Here is a 16,734-nt window from a genome sequence, read left to right on the forward strand (position 1 = left end):
GCCCACGAGGCAGGGCCGGTTCGGGAGGCGATGGCTTATCGGCCTGCGCTTCGCCACTCGGTGGTCATATCCAATAACAAGACGAGGTTGTCCCCAATGCCCGTAGGCAATCACCTGCCCCAAGGCGAGACCGCTCAGGGCGGTCCGCTCAAACGTGAACTCGGCGAGCGGCATATTCGCCTGATGGCACTCGGTGCCTGTATCGGCGTCGGCCTGTTCCTGGGCTCGGCCAAGGCCATCGAAATGGCCGGCCCGGCCATCATGCTGTCCTACATCATCGGCGGTCTGGCGATCCTGGTGATCATGCGCGCGCTCGGCGAGATGGCCGTGCACAACCCGGTAGCCGGCTCGTTCAGCCGTTACGCCCAAGACTACCTGGGCCCGCTGGCGGGCTTCCTGACCGGCTGGAACTACTGGTTCCTGTGGCTGGTGACCTGCGTCGCGGAAATCACCGCCGTGGCGGTGTACATGGGTATCTGGTTTCCCGATGTACCGCGCTGGATCTGGGCGCTCGCTGCGTTGATCAGCATGGGTTCGATCAACCTGATCGCGGTCAAGGCTTTCGGTGAGTTCGAGTTCTGGTTTGCCTTGATCAAGATCGTCACCATTATTGCGATGGTGTTCGGCGGCATCGGCATCATCGCCTTCGGTTTCGGCAACGACGGCGTGGCCCTGGGGATTTCCAACCTGTGGACCCACGGCGGCTTCATGCCCAACGGCGTGCAAGGCGTATTGATGTCCCTGCAAATGGTGATGTTCGCCTACCTGGGCGTGGAGATGATCGGCCTGACCGCCGGTGAGGCGAAGAACCCGCAGAAGACCATTCCGAACGCGATCGGCTCGGTGTTCTGGCGGATTCTGCTGTTCTACGTCGGCGCGTTGTTCGTGATCCTGTCGATCTACCCGTGGAATGAAATCGGCACCCAGGGCAGTCCGTTCGTGATGACCTTCGAGCGTCTGGGCATCAAGACCGCAGCCGGCATCATCAACTTCGTGGTGATCACGGCGGCGTTGTCGTCCTGCAACGGTGGCATCTTCAGTACCGGGCGCATGCTCTACAGCCTGGCGCAGAACGGCCAGGCCCCGGCCGGCTTTGCCAAGACCTCGAACAACGGCGTGCCGCGTCGTGCATTGCTGCTGTCGATTGGCGCGTTGCTGTTAGGCGTATTGCTGAACTATCTGGTGCCGGAAAAGGTGTTTGTCTGGGTGACGGCCATTGCCACCTTCGGCGCGATCTGGACCTGGGTGATGATCCTGCTGGCCCAGCTCAAGTTCCGCAAAGGCCTGAGCGCCGGCGAAGCGGCTGGCCTGAAGTATCGCATGTGGCTGTATCCGGTCAGTTCGTACCTGGCGCTGGCGTTCCTGGTGCTGGTGGTCGGCCTGATGGCGTACTTCCCGGACACCCGCGTGGCGTTGTATGTGGGGCCTGCGTTTTTGGTGCTGCTGACGGTGTTGTTCTATGTGTTCAAGCTGCAACCGACCCATGTGTCGCAGGGGGCGGTGCGTACGGTTTCTTGAATGTACCTCGGTCCATTTGACCGGGGCTTTTTTGAAGATCAAAAGATCGCAGCCTGCGGCAGCTCCTACAAGGACATGCCGGGCTGCGATCTTTTGATTGGCTGGTTCAAACGCTTGTTGAACTCAAGCCAGGTTGCCAGCAAACCCATCAACCCGGCACCCACCAGCGCCGTGAAGATCTGCATGGCAAACGCATCGTCGGTCAGGGCATTGACCATGTCCGCCAGGGGCGCCAGCAGCACGCCCAGGCAGAAAATCTCCAGTGAGAAACGGCCCATGCGGCAGCTTTGCTGTGCCAGCCAGTTTTGCGTCCATCCGCTGTCGGGAATCAGTTTCGCCGTGACGTAGGCCAGTGCGAGGAAGTGCAGCAGGCGCATGGGGGACAGGTTGGTCTTGCTGATGGGGTAGAGGATGTTTTGCAGGCTCGCGGGCACCACGGCGTCGTGCAGGTCCGGCCAACGCCACAGGACGGTCAACACACCGGCGACCACGACATACAACGCCGCACTCACAAACAAGGGCTGGCGTACCAATGGGCGGGTCTCGGGCAAGCGCGGGCGCTGGCTGTGAATCGCAGCGGCACCGCCGAGCACGAACAGCAACTGCCAGGCGACCGGGTTGAAGTACCACACGCCGTCCTTGATGGCCGCCAGGTTCCAGCCCGCCAGTGGCACCATCAGGTACAGCGCCACTGACATCGCGACCACCACCCAGGCCTTGCGCACCAGTATCGGCAGCACCAGTGGCAGCCCGGCCAGCAGCACAATGTACAACGGCAACGGGTCCATCAGGTTCGGCTTGAAGCGCAACAGCAGTTCATCGATCAGGGCCTGCTGAGGGTTGCTGATGAAGTGGTGCATGCCCATTTCCTCCACCAGATCCCGTGTTTCCACGTGACTGTTGGCGAAAAACACAATGCCCATCAGCATCGCCAGCAGGAAGATATGCACCACGTAGAGCACCCACGCCCGGCGCATGATTTTCACGCAGGCGATCAGAAAGCCTTCGCGCGCCAGGACTTTGCCGTACGCCAGCACCGCCGCGTAACCGGCCAGAAACACGAAAACCTCGGCCGCATCGCTGAAACCGAAGTTACGCAGGGTGATTTGTCCCAAAGGGTTGTGGGGCACGTGATCCCAAAAGATGAAGATCAGTGCCAGGCCACGAAAAAAGTCGATCCGGTGATCGCGCGCTAACGTCATGACAGCAGGCTCGTATCAGCGAGTGAAAATGGGATTGGCTGCGGGCGCAAAGGGCCGCGCGCCAAGTCGGCGGCGCGCAGGGTGGCGTGATTCGCAGTGAATTGCAAAACCGGGATATTACCGGATGTCTCGGGCGTTGCTCCAAGGCTCAACCGCTGGTCTGAAAGCTCGGTCAATCTGCGATTTCTGACAGCAGACAGGCTCAAATACTCATAAGTACAACGTTCTTGAAACGGAGCCTCACATGAGACTGTTGTGGAAAGGGCTGTCCAGTTACACGGTGATCGGGGTCGCCAACACCCTGATTCACTGGCAGATCTTTTTCCTGTTGAGCGTGGCGGCCGGCCTCAGTCAGGCGATCAGCAACCTGAGCGCCTTCTGCGTGGCTGCGTCGTTTTCCTTCTACATGAACGCGCAATTTACCTTCGCCGCCAGTGCCTCGATCGGCGGTTATCTGCTGTTTCTTCTGGGCATGGGGACACTGAGCCTGGGCGTCGGTCACCTGGGGGATGTGTGGCGCCTGCATGGCCTGCTCACCGTCATGCTGTTTTCGGCGTTGAGCCTGGTGTTTGGCTTCCTGTATTCCAAATACGTGGTGTTTCGCGAGCGTGATCAATGAAAATCTCGCTCATCGTCCCGGTATTCAACGAGGAGCAGTCGATCAACCTGTTTTACCAGGCGGTGCGTCGCGAGTTGAAACTGGGCGATGCCGAGGTTGAAATCGTGTTCATCAACGACGGCAGCTCCGACCGCACGGCCGAACAGGCTACGGCACTGGCCAAGGCGGATGAGCAGGTGCTGCTGATCAATTTCTCGCGCAACTTCGGCAAGGAACCGGCCCTGTTTGCCGGCCTGGAACACGCCAGCGGCGATGCCGTGATTCCCATGGATGTTGACCTGCAGGACCCGATCAGCGTCATCCCGCTGTTGGTCGAGCAATGGCAGAAGGGTGCCGATGTGGTGCTTGCCAAGCGCCGCAATCGGGACGTCGACGGCTACCTCAGGCGTCACAGCGCGTCGATTTTCTACCACGTGCTCAATCGCATCGCCTACACCCGGATCGAGGAAAACGTCGGGGATTTCCGGCTGATGGATCGCAAGGTGGTCGACGTGATCCGTTCCCTGCCCGAGCATCAGTTGTTCATGAAAGGCGTGTTGTCGTGGGCCGGGTTCAATACCGTGATGGTGGAGTACGAACGGGCCGGGCGAGTGGCGGGGAGCAGCAAGTTCAATGGCTGGAAGCTGTGGAACTTGGCCCTGGAAGGCGTGACCTCGTTCAGCACCGTGCCGCTGCGCTTGTGGACTTACGTTGGTGGCGCGGTGTCGGTTTTCGCGGTGCTTTACGCGGTGTACATGGTGCTGGACAAGATTTTCTTCGGCAACAACGTCCCCGGGTATCCGTCGCTGATGACCGCGATCCTGTTTCTCGGCGGCGTGCAACTGATCGGCATCGGCATCCTCGGCGAGTACATCGGTCGCATCTATATCGAGGCCAAGCACCGGCCGCGTTATGTGATCAAGGACATTGTCGGCGGCAAAGACCGGGGCGGGCACTAGCATGGGCCGGTTCAGCGACTTTTTCGTTCGCGAGCTCAGCCGGCATCAGGTCTGGCGGTTTTTTCTGCTCGCCACCCTGGTGTATGTCCTGCCGTTGATCCTCGCGGACTATCCCTACATCGACGACAACTGGCGCTCGCTGGCGGCGGGAATGGCCTGGTCCGAACAGGGTCGACTTTTCGCCCAGCTGTTCTACAACGCGCTGACCTTCAGCCATGCCGCGCCGAACATCTTTCCCTTGCCCCTGTTGATCGCCACTCTGGCCATGGCGGCCGCGCTGAGCAGCCTGACCTTCCATTACTTTCGCCAGCCGACCATTGCTTGCTGCCTGGTGTTGTTGCCGCTCTGGTACAACCCGTTCTTCCTGCAGAACCTGTCCTATCAATACGACGGTCCCGCCACGGCCCTGAGCCTGGTGGCGGTGATCTACGCGATCACCTTTCGTCATCCGTGGCGCAGCGTGCAATGGCTGGTGCCTTCGTTTCTGATTGCACTGGCGCTGGGGTTGTATCAGATCAGCCTGAATGTGTTCCTGGGCCTGTGTTGCCTGGAATTGCTCAGGGCTGCCAACGATAAAGCCGCCCCGGTGCCATGGCGCGACCTGCTGGGCTGGAAAGCCGCCCAGATCATCCTCGGCGGGTTGATCTACAGCGTCAGCGCTTATCCGTTCATGGACTCCAATCGCACGTTGTTGCTCGATTGGACGGCGCATCCTTCATTGCAGATCCAGATCAACATTGCCCGGGTCCTGGAGAAAGTCGTGCTGCTGTTCCATGGCGGATGGCTCTGGGTGTTCGGCGGGTTGCTGTTGTTGGCGATAGCCGGGGCGGTGCGGCTGGGTCTGAACGTGGCGGCGCGTCAGGACGACGGGCCGAAGAAGCTGTTGATCGGCGTGATGTGCTTGCTGACATTGCCGGTGGTGACGCTATTGGTGTCCGGTGTCGCGCTGTTTTTCCGCGACTTCAACGAGGGCGCCCGTACCTTGATGGGCTTCGCCGTGCTGCTGGTGTTGCTGTGCTATTTGAGCCATCTGGCGCTGGCGTCGATTCATGAGCGACTGCCACTGTTGTTGATCATTCCGCTGCTGGCCATGCTGTCGCTGTCGTTTGCCTATGGCCGGGTGCTGACGGTGCAGAAAACCTTTGCGTCCACGGCGCTGGCCGGTCTTGCGTACGATATCGCCAGCCATCAGTCGCTGCGCGAGGCCAGGCGGATTTACCTCTCGGTGACTTACTCCGACCATTGGTTGGTGGCGGCGGCAGGCTCGTTCAAGCAGATGCCGGTGCTGCACTACCTGCTCAATACCGATTTTTACATGCTGGCCGAGAACCTGCCGAAAGCGGGCATCACCAATGTGGTGGCGGAGCGCGAGCGGCGCAATGCGACGCGGGTTGGCTATCAGGGCTATCCGGCGCTGGTGGACAGCCAGTTCTACCGGATTTACCTGATTGGCGATTACGGTTTTATCGTGATGAAGGAGCCGGCCCGGAGCAAAACGCTGCGTTGGTGACGGGTGAGGATCAAAAGATCGCAGCCTGCGGCAGCTCCTGCAGAGTCAGGCGGCGGCTACTTCGTTGGGCTCGAAACTGTCGGCCCGGGCCATCTGCCACATCCGCGAGTAGAACTCGCCGTTCACTTCACCGGTCAGCAATTCCCCCGGCTTGAGGAACACGTGCAGCTGCGAGAACAGCTTGATCTCGGTCGCCGACATGCGTCGCACCAGATGCTTGGCCGACAACTGCGACGGATGTTCGAGGCCGGCAGCGGCGAGCATTTCCGCCAGGGCCTTGAGGGTGTTGCGATGGAAGTTGAATACGCGCTGGGCCTTGTCCGGCACCACCAGCGCGCGCTGGCGCAGGGTGTCCTGGGTGGCGACACCGGTCGGGCATTTGTTGGTGTGGCAGCTCTGCGACTGGATGCAACCGATGGCGAACATGAAGCCGCGTGCCGAGTTGGCCCAGTCGGCACCGATGGCCAGCACGCTGGCGATGTCGAAGGCGCTGACGATCTTGCCGCTGGCGCCGAGTTTGATCTTGTCCCGCAGGTTCAGGCCCACCAGGGTGTTGTGCACGAACAGCAGGCCTTCGCGCATCGGCACGCCGATGTGGTCGGTGAACTCCACGGGCGCGGCGCCGGTGCCGCCTTCCTTGCCATCGACCACGATGAAGTCCGGGAGGATGCCCGTTTCCAGCATGGCCTTGGCAATGCCCATGAACTCCCACGGATGGCCGAGGCAGAACTTGAAGCCCACCGGTTTACCGCCGGACAACTCACGCAGTTGTGCGATGAAATGCATCATTTCGATCGGCGTCGAAAACGCCGTGTGGCGCGAGGGTGACACGCAGTCCTCGCCCATCAGGATGCCGCGGGTTTCGGCGATTTCTTTGGTGACCTTGTGCTTGGGCAGGATGCCGCCGTGGCCGGGCTTGGCGCCCTGGCTCATCTTGATTTCGATCATCCGCACCTGTGGCGTGCGGGCTTGCGCGGCGAAGCGTTCCGGGTCGAAGCGACCGTCGCTGGTGCGGCAGCCGAAGTAACCGCTGCCCAGTTCCCAGGTCAGGTCACCGCCGTGTTCCCGGTGATAGGGGCTGATACTGCCTTCGCCGGTGTCATGGGCGAAATTGCCCAGCTTGGCACCCTGGTTCAACGCGCGAATGGCGTTGGCGCTGAGGGAACCGAAACTCATGGCCGAGATGTTGAACACCGACGCCGAATACGGCTGGGTGCACTGCGGGCCGCCGACGGTGACGCGGAAACTGCTCGGGTCGCTCAACGGCGCCGGGCGCATGGAGTGGCCGATGAACTCGAAACCCGACTGATACACGTCGATCAGGGTGCCGAAGGGTTTGTCGGCGGTTTCGTTTTTGGCCCGGGAATAAACCAGAGAGCGCTGGGCCCGGGAGAAGGGCAGGGCGTCGCTGTCGGATTCGAGCAGATACTGGCGGATTTCTTATTAGGGGCACCTTCAAAACTGTACTAACCCAGAAAAGCCCGAAATAGAGACCTGTGCCATCATTGTGCCTTTACTGGCTTATGGCACTAAGCGTACTATTCGCCGGTTCTGGGAAAGGGTTCGCTGAGTGGTTACGGTAGAGATCGCGGCAAAAGTTGTAATCGATGACACTGGCATTCAGTCCGAGGTCCCCGTCCTGTTGGCATCGGGAGGGGTCGTACTCCCTCTTCTGAAATACATACTCAGTCACCAGCATGACCGAAGCCTAAGCTGGCAGCGGATGGTGCTTCGTGCTGCCAGGTTGTTGATCGATTACATGTCTGTTAACGAGTCGAGCTTCGTTGATCCCAAGTCTCTGTTCCAGGCATTCGCGACAAGGCTGTACACCGGGACAATCGGTGATGATGGAACTGACCCTTCAGGGTTGTATTGGTCTCCTGCGAGCAGGGCTCTTGCTGGTCGTCATATCGTTGCGCTCCGAGGACTTACTGACTATTTGGTTGAAGAGTGTGGTGCAGTACATATGAATCCACTCGTACGCGCCTCTACTCACGACCAGCGTCTGATCTATGCCGCTTGGCACAGGCGAACCCATCACGATTTCCTCGGCCACATTCAAGACAAGACAGCCGGCTCGACGGCTATGTTTGCGCGCAACATCAGGGGCGCTCAGCGATTGAGCAAGCTGGATGACGATGCCATTGCTTTTCCAGAAAGACTTTTCGAGAGCTTATTTCTTGATGGTTTCGGAAGTGCTAAAGATCGCCGATGCGCGGTTCGTGACCAATTGATCCTACTGTTGATGCACGGCGGCAGTCTGAGGGAGAGTGAGCCACTGCACCTCTGGGTACAGGATGTCCACATTGATCCTGCAAAAGACGCAGGTGCCCTGGTCCGTATATATCACCCGGAGGACGGGAGGGCTCCTGACGATTGGAAGTCGCGAACAGGAAAATCGAACCGCTCTGCCTATTTGCGTGAGGTCTATGCATTGACCCCTCGCACTAAACTGTCGGGGACACAACACGTCGGGTGGAAGTCGAGAGTCGTTGATCATCTCGACCACTTTATGCAGGTTCACTGGTTTCCCCAGGAGTTTGGGGTCTTATTCCTCAAGCTGTGGCGAGAACACCTACTGTATTTAGCGTCTGTTGAAAGACATCACCCTTATGCGTTTGTGTCTTATGAAAAGTCAGTCGTGGGCGAGCCTTATAAACTGGGCGCTTTCAATGAGAACTATGCCAATGCACTCGCTAGGATTGGCTTTTCAACTTCTAAAGTTGAAGGTTTATCTCCTCATGCTCATCGTCACGCATATGGCCGCAGGATGAGGCGAGCGGGCCTTGATCCGATGACCATTAAGAAGGCGATGCATCACTCCTCTCTAGAATCACAAGTGCCTTATACGTCACTTGGTCTGGCCGATGTTACTACCGCTCTGGAAGCTGCAAGATTACGCGTAGAGAGCGGGGAGGGCGATGAAAAAATGATCCCGTCCTTCTCAAGTTGGGATGACGTGCTTAAAACCGGTTTTGAAGACATTGATCCACATGGCTACATGTCAGGTCTTTATCCTAAGCTAAGGAAGTAGGTTTGTGTTAAAAGGCAAAAGAGTAGAATACAACGGGCGTAGTGAAGATTACGAGTTTACGTGGCTAGCAGATCGTGGCTCGAAGTGGGATGTGTGGCGCGAATGGATGTCCGGCTGGATAGCGAGTAATAAATCTGGCGTGCATCACAGAATGCGGGCATTAATCTGGTTCACGAATGTGTATTTGCCGTTGATACCAACTCCCTCCGATGCCCATGGTCTATTCAGGCTATCCACGCAAACCAGCCTGCCTGATCTTCAAACTGCACTGGAACAGACCATGTCTGTAGCCACGGCAACTGGTATTCGCAATCATATTTATAGTTTTTTTGAGTGGATTCTTGATGGGTATTACACTGAGCCAGATGATCGAGGTGTCAATTTAAGAACGGTTGCCAACCCATTCTCTAAAGGGAAATATGTCAGTGGACATGTTTCTGAGTCCGTATATACCCCTCTTCCCTACGCATATATCAGAGAAGCACGAGAGATTCTCTGCCCAAATGATCGGGGAAATTTCTCTGATTGGAAATGGGCGCACCTTCAATCGGGTCAGATGAGATCTAATGGTCGCGAGGCTGGAAAAGGCGGTGATTGGTTTACTGTAGATCCATCTATGATAGACAAGGATGATCCTGACTGCGTTTGGCGTAAGCGAACTGTTATCCGCTATAATGGTAAAAATAACGCTGAACTGGATCTCTATGAAATATGGGCTCCAGTACGCTCAGTTGCTCTGCTTCTTAAATTGCACCTGCCATTACGCACCTACCAAGTTAGATTCTTGGACTCAGGGGAGGCGGATACTTGGCGATATGTAAATGGCAGTTGGGTCATTAACGACAAGCACAAATTTTCTCTTGGGAGCGAGAAGAATCCTTGGGGTCGAGGTGTATTTTGTCGGGTGCAAAATAAAGATACCGGCGATTACATGACCGGGCTCCATATTAATACCAACAAGACTGCGGATAAAAATAAGGAAGAAAGAGAGCGTGGTTACACCATCCCTTGGCAGCACGAAGACGTCTTGTATTGGCTTGAGAAGTTAAGGAATTGGCAGGAAAAATATAATCCAATCGACCGTCCTCAGCCTTGTATCGACTTGGATTCCAGTACGCACTTTGGATTCAACAAGTCGGAAGACCAACGACGGGAGATGGGGAGTATTTGCTTCTTGTTCAGGGATGCTGCGCACCTTCAGGGAGGAACGAGCAAGCCAATCACCCGGTCAGTGATGGATACGCTTTGGTACAAGCTTTTGTCTGCATTGCAGGAACGAGTGTACGAGCGGGGCCAAACCTTGTCCGACGGTTCCAAATTTGAGTTTGTACAGGATTACCCTGATGAATATGAAGGTAAGTTCGCGCCGAAAAAAGTTGCGACGCACTTTCCCCTTCACAGTTTGCGTGTCTCCCTTTTGACCTGCTACGCGATGGAAGGGAGTGTTCCCATGCCTGTGCTTTCAAAGCTGATCGCGGGGCATTCTCGATTGCTGATGACGCTCTATTACGTAAAGCCTTCCATCTCGCAAGTGTCGAACGCGATGAGCGAAGCTTCGAAGAAGGTGGACGCCGCGCAACATGAGAGTCTTAGGGTATTCCTCAAAGATGCCAGCTTGCGGCAGATCACCAGCAAAACGGTCTATCAAGACCGGGCTTCAATCGAGATGGCGATGGCGAACCGAAATCCTCTGGGGTGGGAGCACCGTCATATTGGACTCTGCTTGGTCGGCGGGAATACGATCAAGTCAGATGAAAAAAGCACTGTGGGTGGTTGCTGGAATGGCGGAGAACTCTTCGGTCAGAGGGGTATTCCCATTTATCTTGCTGTGCCTCACGGGCCTGAAAACTGCATTAGGTGTCGTTGGTTCATCACAGACGCTCGCTATCTCGATCCGCTGCGCGCGCACTTCAATAATTTGAGTTACAAGGCGTCATTAGCGGCGAAGTTGGCAGTCGAACATGAGCAGGTCAGGGATGAGTTGCTTGAGGAGCGGTATTTCGCCCAGGAGGAAGGTAAGCCATTCACCCGCCAAGCTGAGCTTCAACAAGCTGAACGTCGGTATGAAAAGCAGATTACTGAGGCCGATGAGTACGCCAAAGATTTGGTCGCGTGCTTCCAGATCATCGGTCGTCTTGTGTCGATTGAAGAAGATCGTGAAGAGGGTGACGAGAGTACGAAGCTGGTTGCCGTAGGTAGCATGGAGGACGTGCGTCATCCCATCTCGTTTATCGAAACTGACTCCGAAATGCTGCAACTCGCTCAAATTTGTGAAGACGCCGAAATCTACCCGGATCTGATGGATGATATTCGTAAATCCCCTGCGGTCGAAAAGCGTTCAAGAGCTTTGAACCGTGTGCTCATGTCGCAGGGATACGTTCCTATTTTCATGAACATGGATGACCGTATGCAGCTGATCGCCGGGAACGCGATGATGCGTGCCATGGCCTCAAAGGCGAACCCGACAAATCAGCTGGAGGGCTTCAGGATGGCGTCTGGTGTGTTGGAGGCGGGGCAGAACCTTGGACTGCTGCCGTCAGGCATCTCTGCGCTGGAACACACCTTTGAGGCGCCTGTAATCAAGCTTGTTGACCTGCTTTCGATTTCCCCAAGTCATCAGGGAGTGCTCTAGGATGATTGATCCGAGTATTGTTTTCGAAGACCTCACGGCGAAGGCGAATGCGCAACAGCGGAAATCCCTGGCGGTGCTCAATGCCGTCTTGGCCGAACATCACGCAGCGGGAGAGAAAAACTTCTCCATTGCTGAGATAGCGCGCCTCTCGGTAGCTAAGGGTGGCCCGTCGACTTCGACTATCCGCAACAAAACCGGTATGTGCTTCCGCCAGCTTATCGAGGTTTGGGCTGCCAAATCTGGTATGTCGATGAAGAAGCCCATCAATCCACGGTTGAAGTCGAACTCGGTTCCGAAGGACAACGAGCTGTTGCATCGGATCGATGATCCAGCATTGCGAGGCGTCTTTGGGATGATCATTGCCGAGCGGAACAGATACCGGAATGAGCTGAACACTCTGAAAGGGCAAAGTGAATTCGTAATTGATTTGCGACCATTGAAAATGCCCCCACCCGCTAAGGCTGATGATGAGAATGTCCAAGTCATCCCGTCGCTGCGTGGTGTCTTGAATGAAAGCGAAATTGAAGCCCTGAAGGGGGCCATCGATGATGCGTTCATCGAGAAGCAGGGCTGGGTGGTGGGTAAAGCGGGCCAAGTGAGGGGTGAGTTTGGTCCGCTCTACAAGCACGGCTACGTTAATGCGATCAAGAAGGTGCTTGCTGAGATTGAGTGATACCCCCCTGATGAGTAAGGGGAAACCCACTCGGATACGCTGGGCTCATTCGGGGCGTAAGCCTCGGTAAATACCCGCTTAGGCGGGATGAGTCCAGCGGGTGGTGGTCATGAAAGTCGTTGCGCTCACGAACACGGTGACCCGGTCCTGCGGGGCCACTAGGTTAGACTTTTATATCGCGTGCTCTTGCCGCGTCGGTGAGGAGATTTTCCTGATCCTTTATATAGCAAGCATCATCTGACTCAATGGCTCTGGTTTGTTTGTCTTGGGGCTGCGTATCAATGACAGTGACGCCGGCACATGCTTTCAACAAATGCTCGATATCTTTCGCGCCGTATCCATTGGCCTCAATGACGAGCGAACCATCTTTCATATGGATCATCACGCGCCGGCTGTTCCTAGCCTTGAGCCAAGAGATGATTACCTTAGCAATCGCATTCCAAGGCATTGCATCACTCAATGCCGAGATCATCTCGACGAAACCTGAAGCTTGCGGTTGCCCCGAAAACTGCATCACGCTGGAGTGATGAATGAAGGCATCGTCGAGAGCGGCCAAGAAAGACTCGTTGCTGTGTTTGAAGAGTGTGAAGCGGATCGCACTTACTGCTTGGTCGCTCATTGGCACAGTACCTTGAGAAATAACTTTGAGAGACTAAACACGCTTGAACCATTAGCGTGAGGGTGGAGCGACCTGAAGAACCGATGGCCTTTACAACTGCTGCCCCCGCGCACGGACAGGTTCTTGAGAGCCGCGTCAACTGCGCGGACGCTTCTGCTCCCAGGGCTTAAATTGATCTTCATCGGAGCGCCATACCGTAGCAGAGCGCGGCAAAATCAGCAGAGACATGACATGTTCGTACTGATCAGACGAAACCTTCATCTCTCGGACGCAGGTGCCGGCCTCTGCGTGAGGAAACCAGATCTTCGCTGGCAATTCGATTCCCCTGCGCTCTTGCTTGATGCCTGGAGCCGCAGCGAGAGAGCCTACTGGTATCTCGACCGTCTGCTTGCGTGTGCGGAAGAATACGCCTGCACGTGATGCCTGCTTACTTGAAAACGCCCACTGCATAAAGCCGTCACGAGACAAAACCAGAACCGCATTCTCCTCAGTGTACTGAAGCCACTTCAGAACAGCGGCTGTAAGGGAGACACCATAACGCTCAGCACAGTAGCCAAGTAACTCTAGATCAACGGTGGTGGAGACCTGTGCCCTGAAATCATCCAGAGGCATGAGCAAGTAAGAGGCGAATAGATCCGCCTGAGCCTCGATTGTCTTGTCTTCCCAATCAAGCATGTCATCGTTGCTGCACTGAAAGGCAGAACGTGTCTGGCGGTGCAGGATGTAATGACCTAACTCATGAGCCTGGGTAAAACGGATACGGCCTGGTGATGCCATCGCACTGTTGAATAACAGCATCCATTTTTTTCGCTCATCGTCCGGGAACAGTGCACCGTCAAAGCTTTTGATGTCTACAGGGGTGACTTCTGTGATCGGGTCCGACCAGCCGAAAATGTTCGCTGCTTCCATGGCCAACGTTTGCACGTCCACTGGAAACCTGCCGCCATGTGCGTTACCGAAGGCTTCCAAAATTTTCGACAGCCGATTGGCTGCTCGCTGAGGTGTCCATACCTGCTCGTCAGCCATCATGTTCCCTTTTTGAAGGTTTCCAGAATCTTTCGAAGATGCTCCTTGGCATCTGGCTCTAGATTTTTGTAACCGCGAAAAAACGCATCATCGAGATGGCGCTCTTCAGGAGCACGCACATCCTCTTCGAAAAAGTACTGGGTCGCAACGCCCAAAACATCAGCCAGAGCCGTGAGCTTTTCAGCTGATGGCCGTTGCGATTCACGGTTTTCCAGTTCCCAGAGATAACTTTTACTCAGACCAGCCATGTCTGAGAGCTTCTCTAAGGTAAGCCCGCGCTGCTTGCGCAGTTCACGGAGCTTCTCACCGAGACGGGTCGCCACGATCTCGCTCCTTTCAGTTAGTAATCAAAATTGTACCACGATTCCGAACAAAGCGTTTGACAACACCGGAATTCGGAGTAGCGTAAGTAGAAAGTTCGCTATACCGAACTTTTGTCATGCTAGCCGATGTGCGCTGTCCAAGCGTGGTCGTACTGGCTTCATCTGATACTCATCCCCAGGGGGGAATGGTATGTCCAGAGAACATGTCGACCATCGCGACATCGCACGGTTCGCCGAAGATAAGGTGAACCTGCCCAAAGATAAGGCTAGCGCATACCGAGAGCAGGCAGGGCGCTTGCAGGAGAAATTGGAGCGCTACCTGTCAGACCACCCAGATTTCTCGCTCAAACGGATGCTGGTCTCTGGAAGCCTGGCAAAAGGGACCGCTCTGCGCTCGCTAAGCGACATTGATGTGGCCGTTTACGTAAGTGGATCAGAGGCGCCGCAAGACACTAAGGCGCTGATCGATTACCTGGCCGAGAAATTGCGCAAAGCCTTCCCCAACTTCAGCCCTGAGCAGGTCGTACCTCAAACCTACTCAGTCACTGTGTCGTTCCGTGGGTCAGGTCTGGACGTCGATATCGTTCCCGTACTCTACAGCGGCCTCCCCCAATGGCGAGGAAATTTGATCAGCCAAGAAGATGGCTCTTTCCTCGAAACGAGCATCCCGCTGCACCTAGAGTTCGCCAAAGCACGTAAACGCGCGCAGCCTACTCACTACGCGCAAGTGGTGAGGCTCGTGAAGTATTGGGCTGCGCTGATGAAGCGTGAGCGCGACGGCTTCCGATTTAAGTCGTTCATGATTGAGATGATTTTGTCGAAGCTCTGCGATGACGGTGTCGACTTCTCTGACTACCCGGAAGCTCTCCAGTCCTTCTTCACCTACATCGCTCGCTCAGAGTTGCGCGAGAAAATCTACTTCACTGACAACTACTCTGCGTCACAGGTCGGCACTTTCTCCGACCCCTTGCAGATCATTGACCCTGTGAATCCCACCAACAATGTTGCTCGGCTATACACGCAGCAGAACATTGACGCGATCATTGAGGCGGCTCTGGAAGCAGGTGATGCCATTGACGCAGCGCTTTATGCTCCTAATAAGCAACTGACTGTTGGCTACTGGCAGCAGGTCTTCGGTTCAACCTTCCAGGTGTGAGGTAACAGTATGTCGTCCGCTAGCTATTCGGTCACAGAGTCCCAAACCTTCACCTTGACTCACGCCAAGCACATGGCCGCAAAGGTAGCCGCTGATCTGATGCGCCTTCAACGCCTCTATGGTAGTCCGAGCACCCAGTGGATCTTGGATTATGAGGAAGAGGTAAAGGTCTTCCTCAAGGCGGGTTACCTGGACACTGTGACCTATGGGTTTAAACGCGATGGGAAGTGGATTGAACCCACCCTTAAGTACACCGCATCCGAACTATCGAGCGGCGATGTTGACGATACTCCGGGGCGTATTCGTCCGAATGCCGACATCGCTGGGGCAAGTTTCTACAGCTACATGACCTACAGCATTGCTTGGAGAAACGCCTCTCAAAGCGAACGAGATGTCATTAAGGTGCAAGTACCAATCAGCAGAAGCGGGGCGGATGAGCCAGAGGTTAATGGCTATTTGACCTCAGACCTTTCGTATTCATCCGGGGGCCGTGCCCTCAACCGTTCAACCGTAAGGAGTTACTAATGAACAAGCCAGCGTTGGATGAACTCTTCGAATACCGGGTCAACTACCCAGATTTCGAACCACAGGAGCGGCTGGCTAGGTTGGTCGGCCTGGACGACCAAAAAGTCCGCCTGACAAAAATTCTTGGCCTTCTGGTTAACTCCTCCGGCCTCACCGACTGGGCTAAAAAATTCCATCCTGGCTCCGAAGCTCTGATCGAAACAGTTCTGCGGCGCCCACCTCTTGTCGTGCTGGCTGGTGATGTAGGCAGCGGCAAAACTGAACTGGCCGAAACAATCGGCGATGCCGTTGCCCGGCAGGAAAAAATCAATATTACGCTTTTCCCACTTAGCCTCTCGACTCGCGGGCAAGGCCGAGTCGGTGAAATGACTCAGTTGATCTCAGCGGCTTTCGATTACACCATTGAGGAGTCCAAAAAGCTTAAATCGAGCGAAGGCCGGTCTCGCGGCGCCGTCATTCTGCTCATCGATGAAGCTGATGCCCTTGCTCAGTCTCGCGAGAATGCGCAGATGCACCACGAAGATCGAGCTGGTGTGAACGCCTTCATCAGGGGCATCGATCGGATCGCAAACGCTCAACTGCCAGCCGCAGTGATTATGTGCACCAACCGTCTCAATGCCCTGGACCCTGCTGTGAAGCGGCGCGCAGCTGAAGTTCTGTCTTTTGGCCGACCGAACGAAGAGCAACGCCGCAGCATTCTCACCCGGCGCTTGGGGCCACTCGGCCTTCCTAAAGTCGCGCTGGATGATCTCGTGAAGGTAACTGGCCCGAAGGAAGGTGACATTCCTGGATTCACTTTTTCCGATCTGACTCAACGGTTGATCCCGTCGATAGTCCTAGATGCCTACCCTAGCCAAGCGGTGAAGCCGGGCAATGCCTTACGAGTTGCGCATGAGATGAAACCGACTCCTACTTTCCAGGATCTTTAATCGTGACGCCAGTCGCTGGCTCCCATGCCC

At 55.8% G+C, this 16,734-nt stretch carries 14 protein-coding genes and 1 pseudogene; 10 read left to right on the top strand and 5 right to left on the bottom strand.

The genetic code is table 11. From position 1 onward, the window contains the following. The first annotated feature begins 96 nt into the window (after positions 1 to 96). A complete protein-coding gene (locus tag ACEN83_RS04770) occupies positions 97 to 1,518 on the top strand; it encodes an amino acid permease (protein ID WP_495579631.1) in 1,422 nt (473 codons plus the stop codon). Between the two features lie 65 nt (positions 1,519 to 1,583). Here ACEN83_RS04770 and ACEN83_RS04775 read toward each other — a convergent pair whose 3' ends face one another. Continuing rightward, positions 1,584 to 2,720, bottom strand: coding sequence for an OpgC family protein (locus tag ACEN83_RS04775; RefSeq protein WP_495579632.1), 1,137 nt, complete (start codon positions 2,718 to 2,720; stop codon positions 1,584 to 1,586). A gap of 244 nt (positions 2,721 to 2,964) precedes the next feature. On the opposite strand from ACEN83_RS04775, the gene ACEN83_RS04780 reads away from it, so the two are divergent. Genes ACEN83_RS04780 through ACEN83_RS04790 form a run of 3 tightly spaced genes read left to right on the top strand, consistent with a single transcriptional unit; the run spans position 2,965 to position 5,787 of the window. Continuing rightward, complete coding sequence (locus ACEN83_RS04780) at positions 2,965 to 3,339, top strand: GtrA family protein (protein ID WP_007975111.1); 375 nt, start codon at positions 2,965 to 2,967, stop codon at positions 3,337 to 3,339. Then, complete coding sequence (locus tag ACEN83_RS04785) at positions 3,336 to 4,277, top strand: glycosyltransferase family 2 protein (RefSeq protein ID WP_495579633.1); 942 nt, start codon at positions 3,336 to 3,338, stop codon at positions 4,275 to 4,277. Before ACEN83_RS04780 ends, ACEN83_RS04785 begins: the two co-directional genes overlap by 4 nt. 1 nt (position 4,278) lies before the next feature. Continuing rightward, positions 4,279 to 5,787, top strand: a complete 1,509-nt coding sequence (locus ACEN83_RS04790) for a glucosyltransferase domain-containing protein (RefSeq protein ID WP_495579634.1) — start codon at positions 4,279 to 4,281, stop codon at positions 5,785 to 5,787. Between the two features lie 45 nt (positions 5,788 to 5,832). Here the strand turns inward: ACEN83_RS04790 and ACEN83_RS04795 are convergent. Then, a pseudogene (locus ACEN83_RS04795) lies at positions 5,833 to 7,227 on the bottom strand (FMN-binding glutamate synthase family protein); the annotation flags it as partial. 130 nt (positions 7,228 to 7,357) lie between these two features. Here ACEN83_RS04795 and gmtY point away from each other — a divergent pair. Genes gmtY through gmtX form a run of 3 tightly spaced genes read left to right on the top strand, consistent with a single transcriptional unit; the run spans position 7,358 to position 12,126 of the window. Then, on the top strand, positions 7,358 to 8,821 hold the full coding sequence (gene gmtY, locus ACEN83_RS04800; protein WP_495579635.1) for a gamma-mobile-trio recombinase GmtY: 1,464 nt from the start codon (positions 7,358 to 7,360) through the stop codon (positions 8,819 to 8,821). A 4-nt stretch (positions 8,822 to 8,825) separates the two neighbouring features. Then, entirely contained in the window at positions 8,826 to 11,453 is a 2,628-nt protein-coding gene (gene gmtZ, locus ACEN83_RS04805) for a gamma-mobile-trio integrase GmtZ (protein WP_495579636.1), read from the top strand. A gap of 1 nt (position 11,454) precedes the next feature. Then, complete coding sequence (gene gmtX, locus ACEN83_RS04810; RefSeq protein WP_495579637.1) at positions 11,455 to 12,126, top strand: gamma-mobile-trio protein GmtX; 672 nt, start codon at positions 11,455 to 11,457, stop codon at positions 12,124 to 12,126. Positions 12,127 to 12,289: 163 nt separating this feature from the next. Here gmtX and ACEN83_RS04815 read toward each other — a convergent pair whose 3' ends face one another. From ACEN83_RS04815 to ACEN83_RS04825, 3 genes are all read right to left on the bottom strand, one after another. Continuing rightward, positions 12,290 to 12,745 carry a hypothetical protein gene (locus tag ACEN83_RS04815; RefSeq protein ID WP_495579638.1) on the bottom strand — a complete coding sequence of 152 codons (456 nt, stop codon included), beginning with the start codon at positions 12,743 to 12,745 and terminating at the stop codon, positions 12,290 to 12,292. Between the two features lie 135 nt (positions 12,746 to 12,880). Continuing rightward, positions 12,881 to 13,771 (bottom strand): ImmA/IrrE family metallo-endopeptidase, encoded by an 891-nt coding sequence (locus ACEN83_RS04820; protein ID WP_495579639.1) that lies wholly within the window; start codon positions 13,769 to 13,771, stop codon positions 12,881 to 12,883. After that, positions 13,771 to 14,094 carry a helix-turn-helix domain-containing protein gene (locus ACEN83_RS04825; RefSeq protein WP_420650616.1) on the bottom strand — a complete coding sequence of 108 codons (324 nt, stop codon included), beginning with the start codon at positions 14,092 to 14,094 and terminating at the stop codon, positions 13,771 to 13,773. Before ACEN83_RS04825 ends, ACEN83_RS04820 begins: the two co-directional genes overlap by 1 nt. A gap of 190 nt (positions 14,095 to 14,284) precedes the next feature. On the opposite strand from ACEN83_RS04825, the gene ACEN83_RS04830 reads away from it, so the two are divergent. From ACEN83_RS04830 to ACEN83_RS04840, 3 genes are read left to right on the top strand one after another with little or no spacing between them, the layout of a single operon-like run. After that, a complete protein-coding gene (locus tag ACEN83_RS04830) occupies positions 14,285 to 15,250 on the top strand; it encodes a CBASS oligonucleotide cyclase (RefSeq protein WP_420650617.1) in 966 nt (321 codons plus the stop codon). 9 nt (positions 15,251 to 15,259) lie between these two features. After that, a complete protein-coding gene (locus ACEN83_RS04835; RefSeq protein WP_495579640.1) occupies positions 15,260 to 15,775 on the top strand; it encodes an HORMA-1 domain-containing protein in 516 nt (171 codons plus the stop codon). Next, positions 15,775 to 16,704, top strand: coding sequence for an AAA family ATPase (locus ACEN83_RS04840; RefSeq protein ID WP_495579641.1), 930 nt, complete (start codon positions 15,775 to 15,777; stop codon positions 16,702 to 16,704). The genes ACEN83_RS04835 and ACEN83_RS04840 overlap by 1 nt, the downstream gene beginning before the upstream one ends. Positions 16,705 to 16,734 lie beyond the last annotated feature (30 nt).

It is taken from the genome of Pseudomonas sp. Pseusp49 (genome assembly GCF_059491875.1).

Coding starts and splice junctions, on each gene's coding strand:
- ACEN83_RS04770 (WP_495579631.1), top strand. CDS start 97: ATGCCCGTAGGCAATCACCTGCCCCAAGGCGAGACCGCTCAGGGCGGT.
- ACEN83_RS04775 (WP_495579632.1), bottom strand. CDS start 2,720: ATGACGTTAGCGCGCGATCACCGGATCGACTTTTTTCGTGGCCTGGCA.
- ACEN83_RS04780 (WP_007975111.1), top strand. CDS start 2,965: ATGAGACTGTTGTGGAAAGGGCTGTCCAGTTACACGGTGATCGGGGTC.
- ACEN83_RS04785 (WP_495579633.1), top strand. CDS start 3,336: ATGAAAATCTCGCTCATCGTCCCGGTATTCAACGAGGAGCAGTCGATC.
- ACEN83_RS04790 (WP_495579634.1), top strand. CDS start 4,279: ATGGGCCGGTTCAGCGACTTTTTCGTTCGCGAGCTCAGCCGGCATCAG.
- gmtX (WP_495579637.1), top strand. CDS start 11,455: ATGATTGATCCGAGTATTGTTTTCGAAGACCTCACGGCGAAGGCGAAT.
- ACEN83_RS04815 (WP_495579638.1), bottom strand. CDS start 12,745: ATGAGCGACCAAGCAGTAAGTGCGATCCGCTTCACACTCTTCAAACAC.
- ACEN83_RS04820 (WP_495579639.1), bottom strand. CDS start 13,771: ATGGCTGACGAGCAGGTATGGACACCTCAGCGAGCAGCCAATCGGCTG.
- ACEN83_RS04830 (WP_420650617.1), top strand. CDS start 14,285: ATGTCCAGAGAACATGTCGACCATCGCGACATCGCACGGTTCGCCGAA.
- ACEN83_RS04835 (WP_495579640.1), top strand. CDS start 15,260: ATGTCGTCCGCTAGCTATTCGGTCACAGAGTCCCAAACCTTCACCTTG.
- ACEN83_RS04840 (WP_495579641.1), top strand. CDS start 15,775: ATGAACAAGCCAGCGTTGGATGAACTCTTCGAATACCGGGTCAACTAC.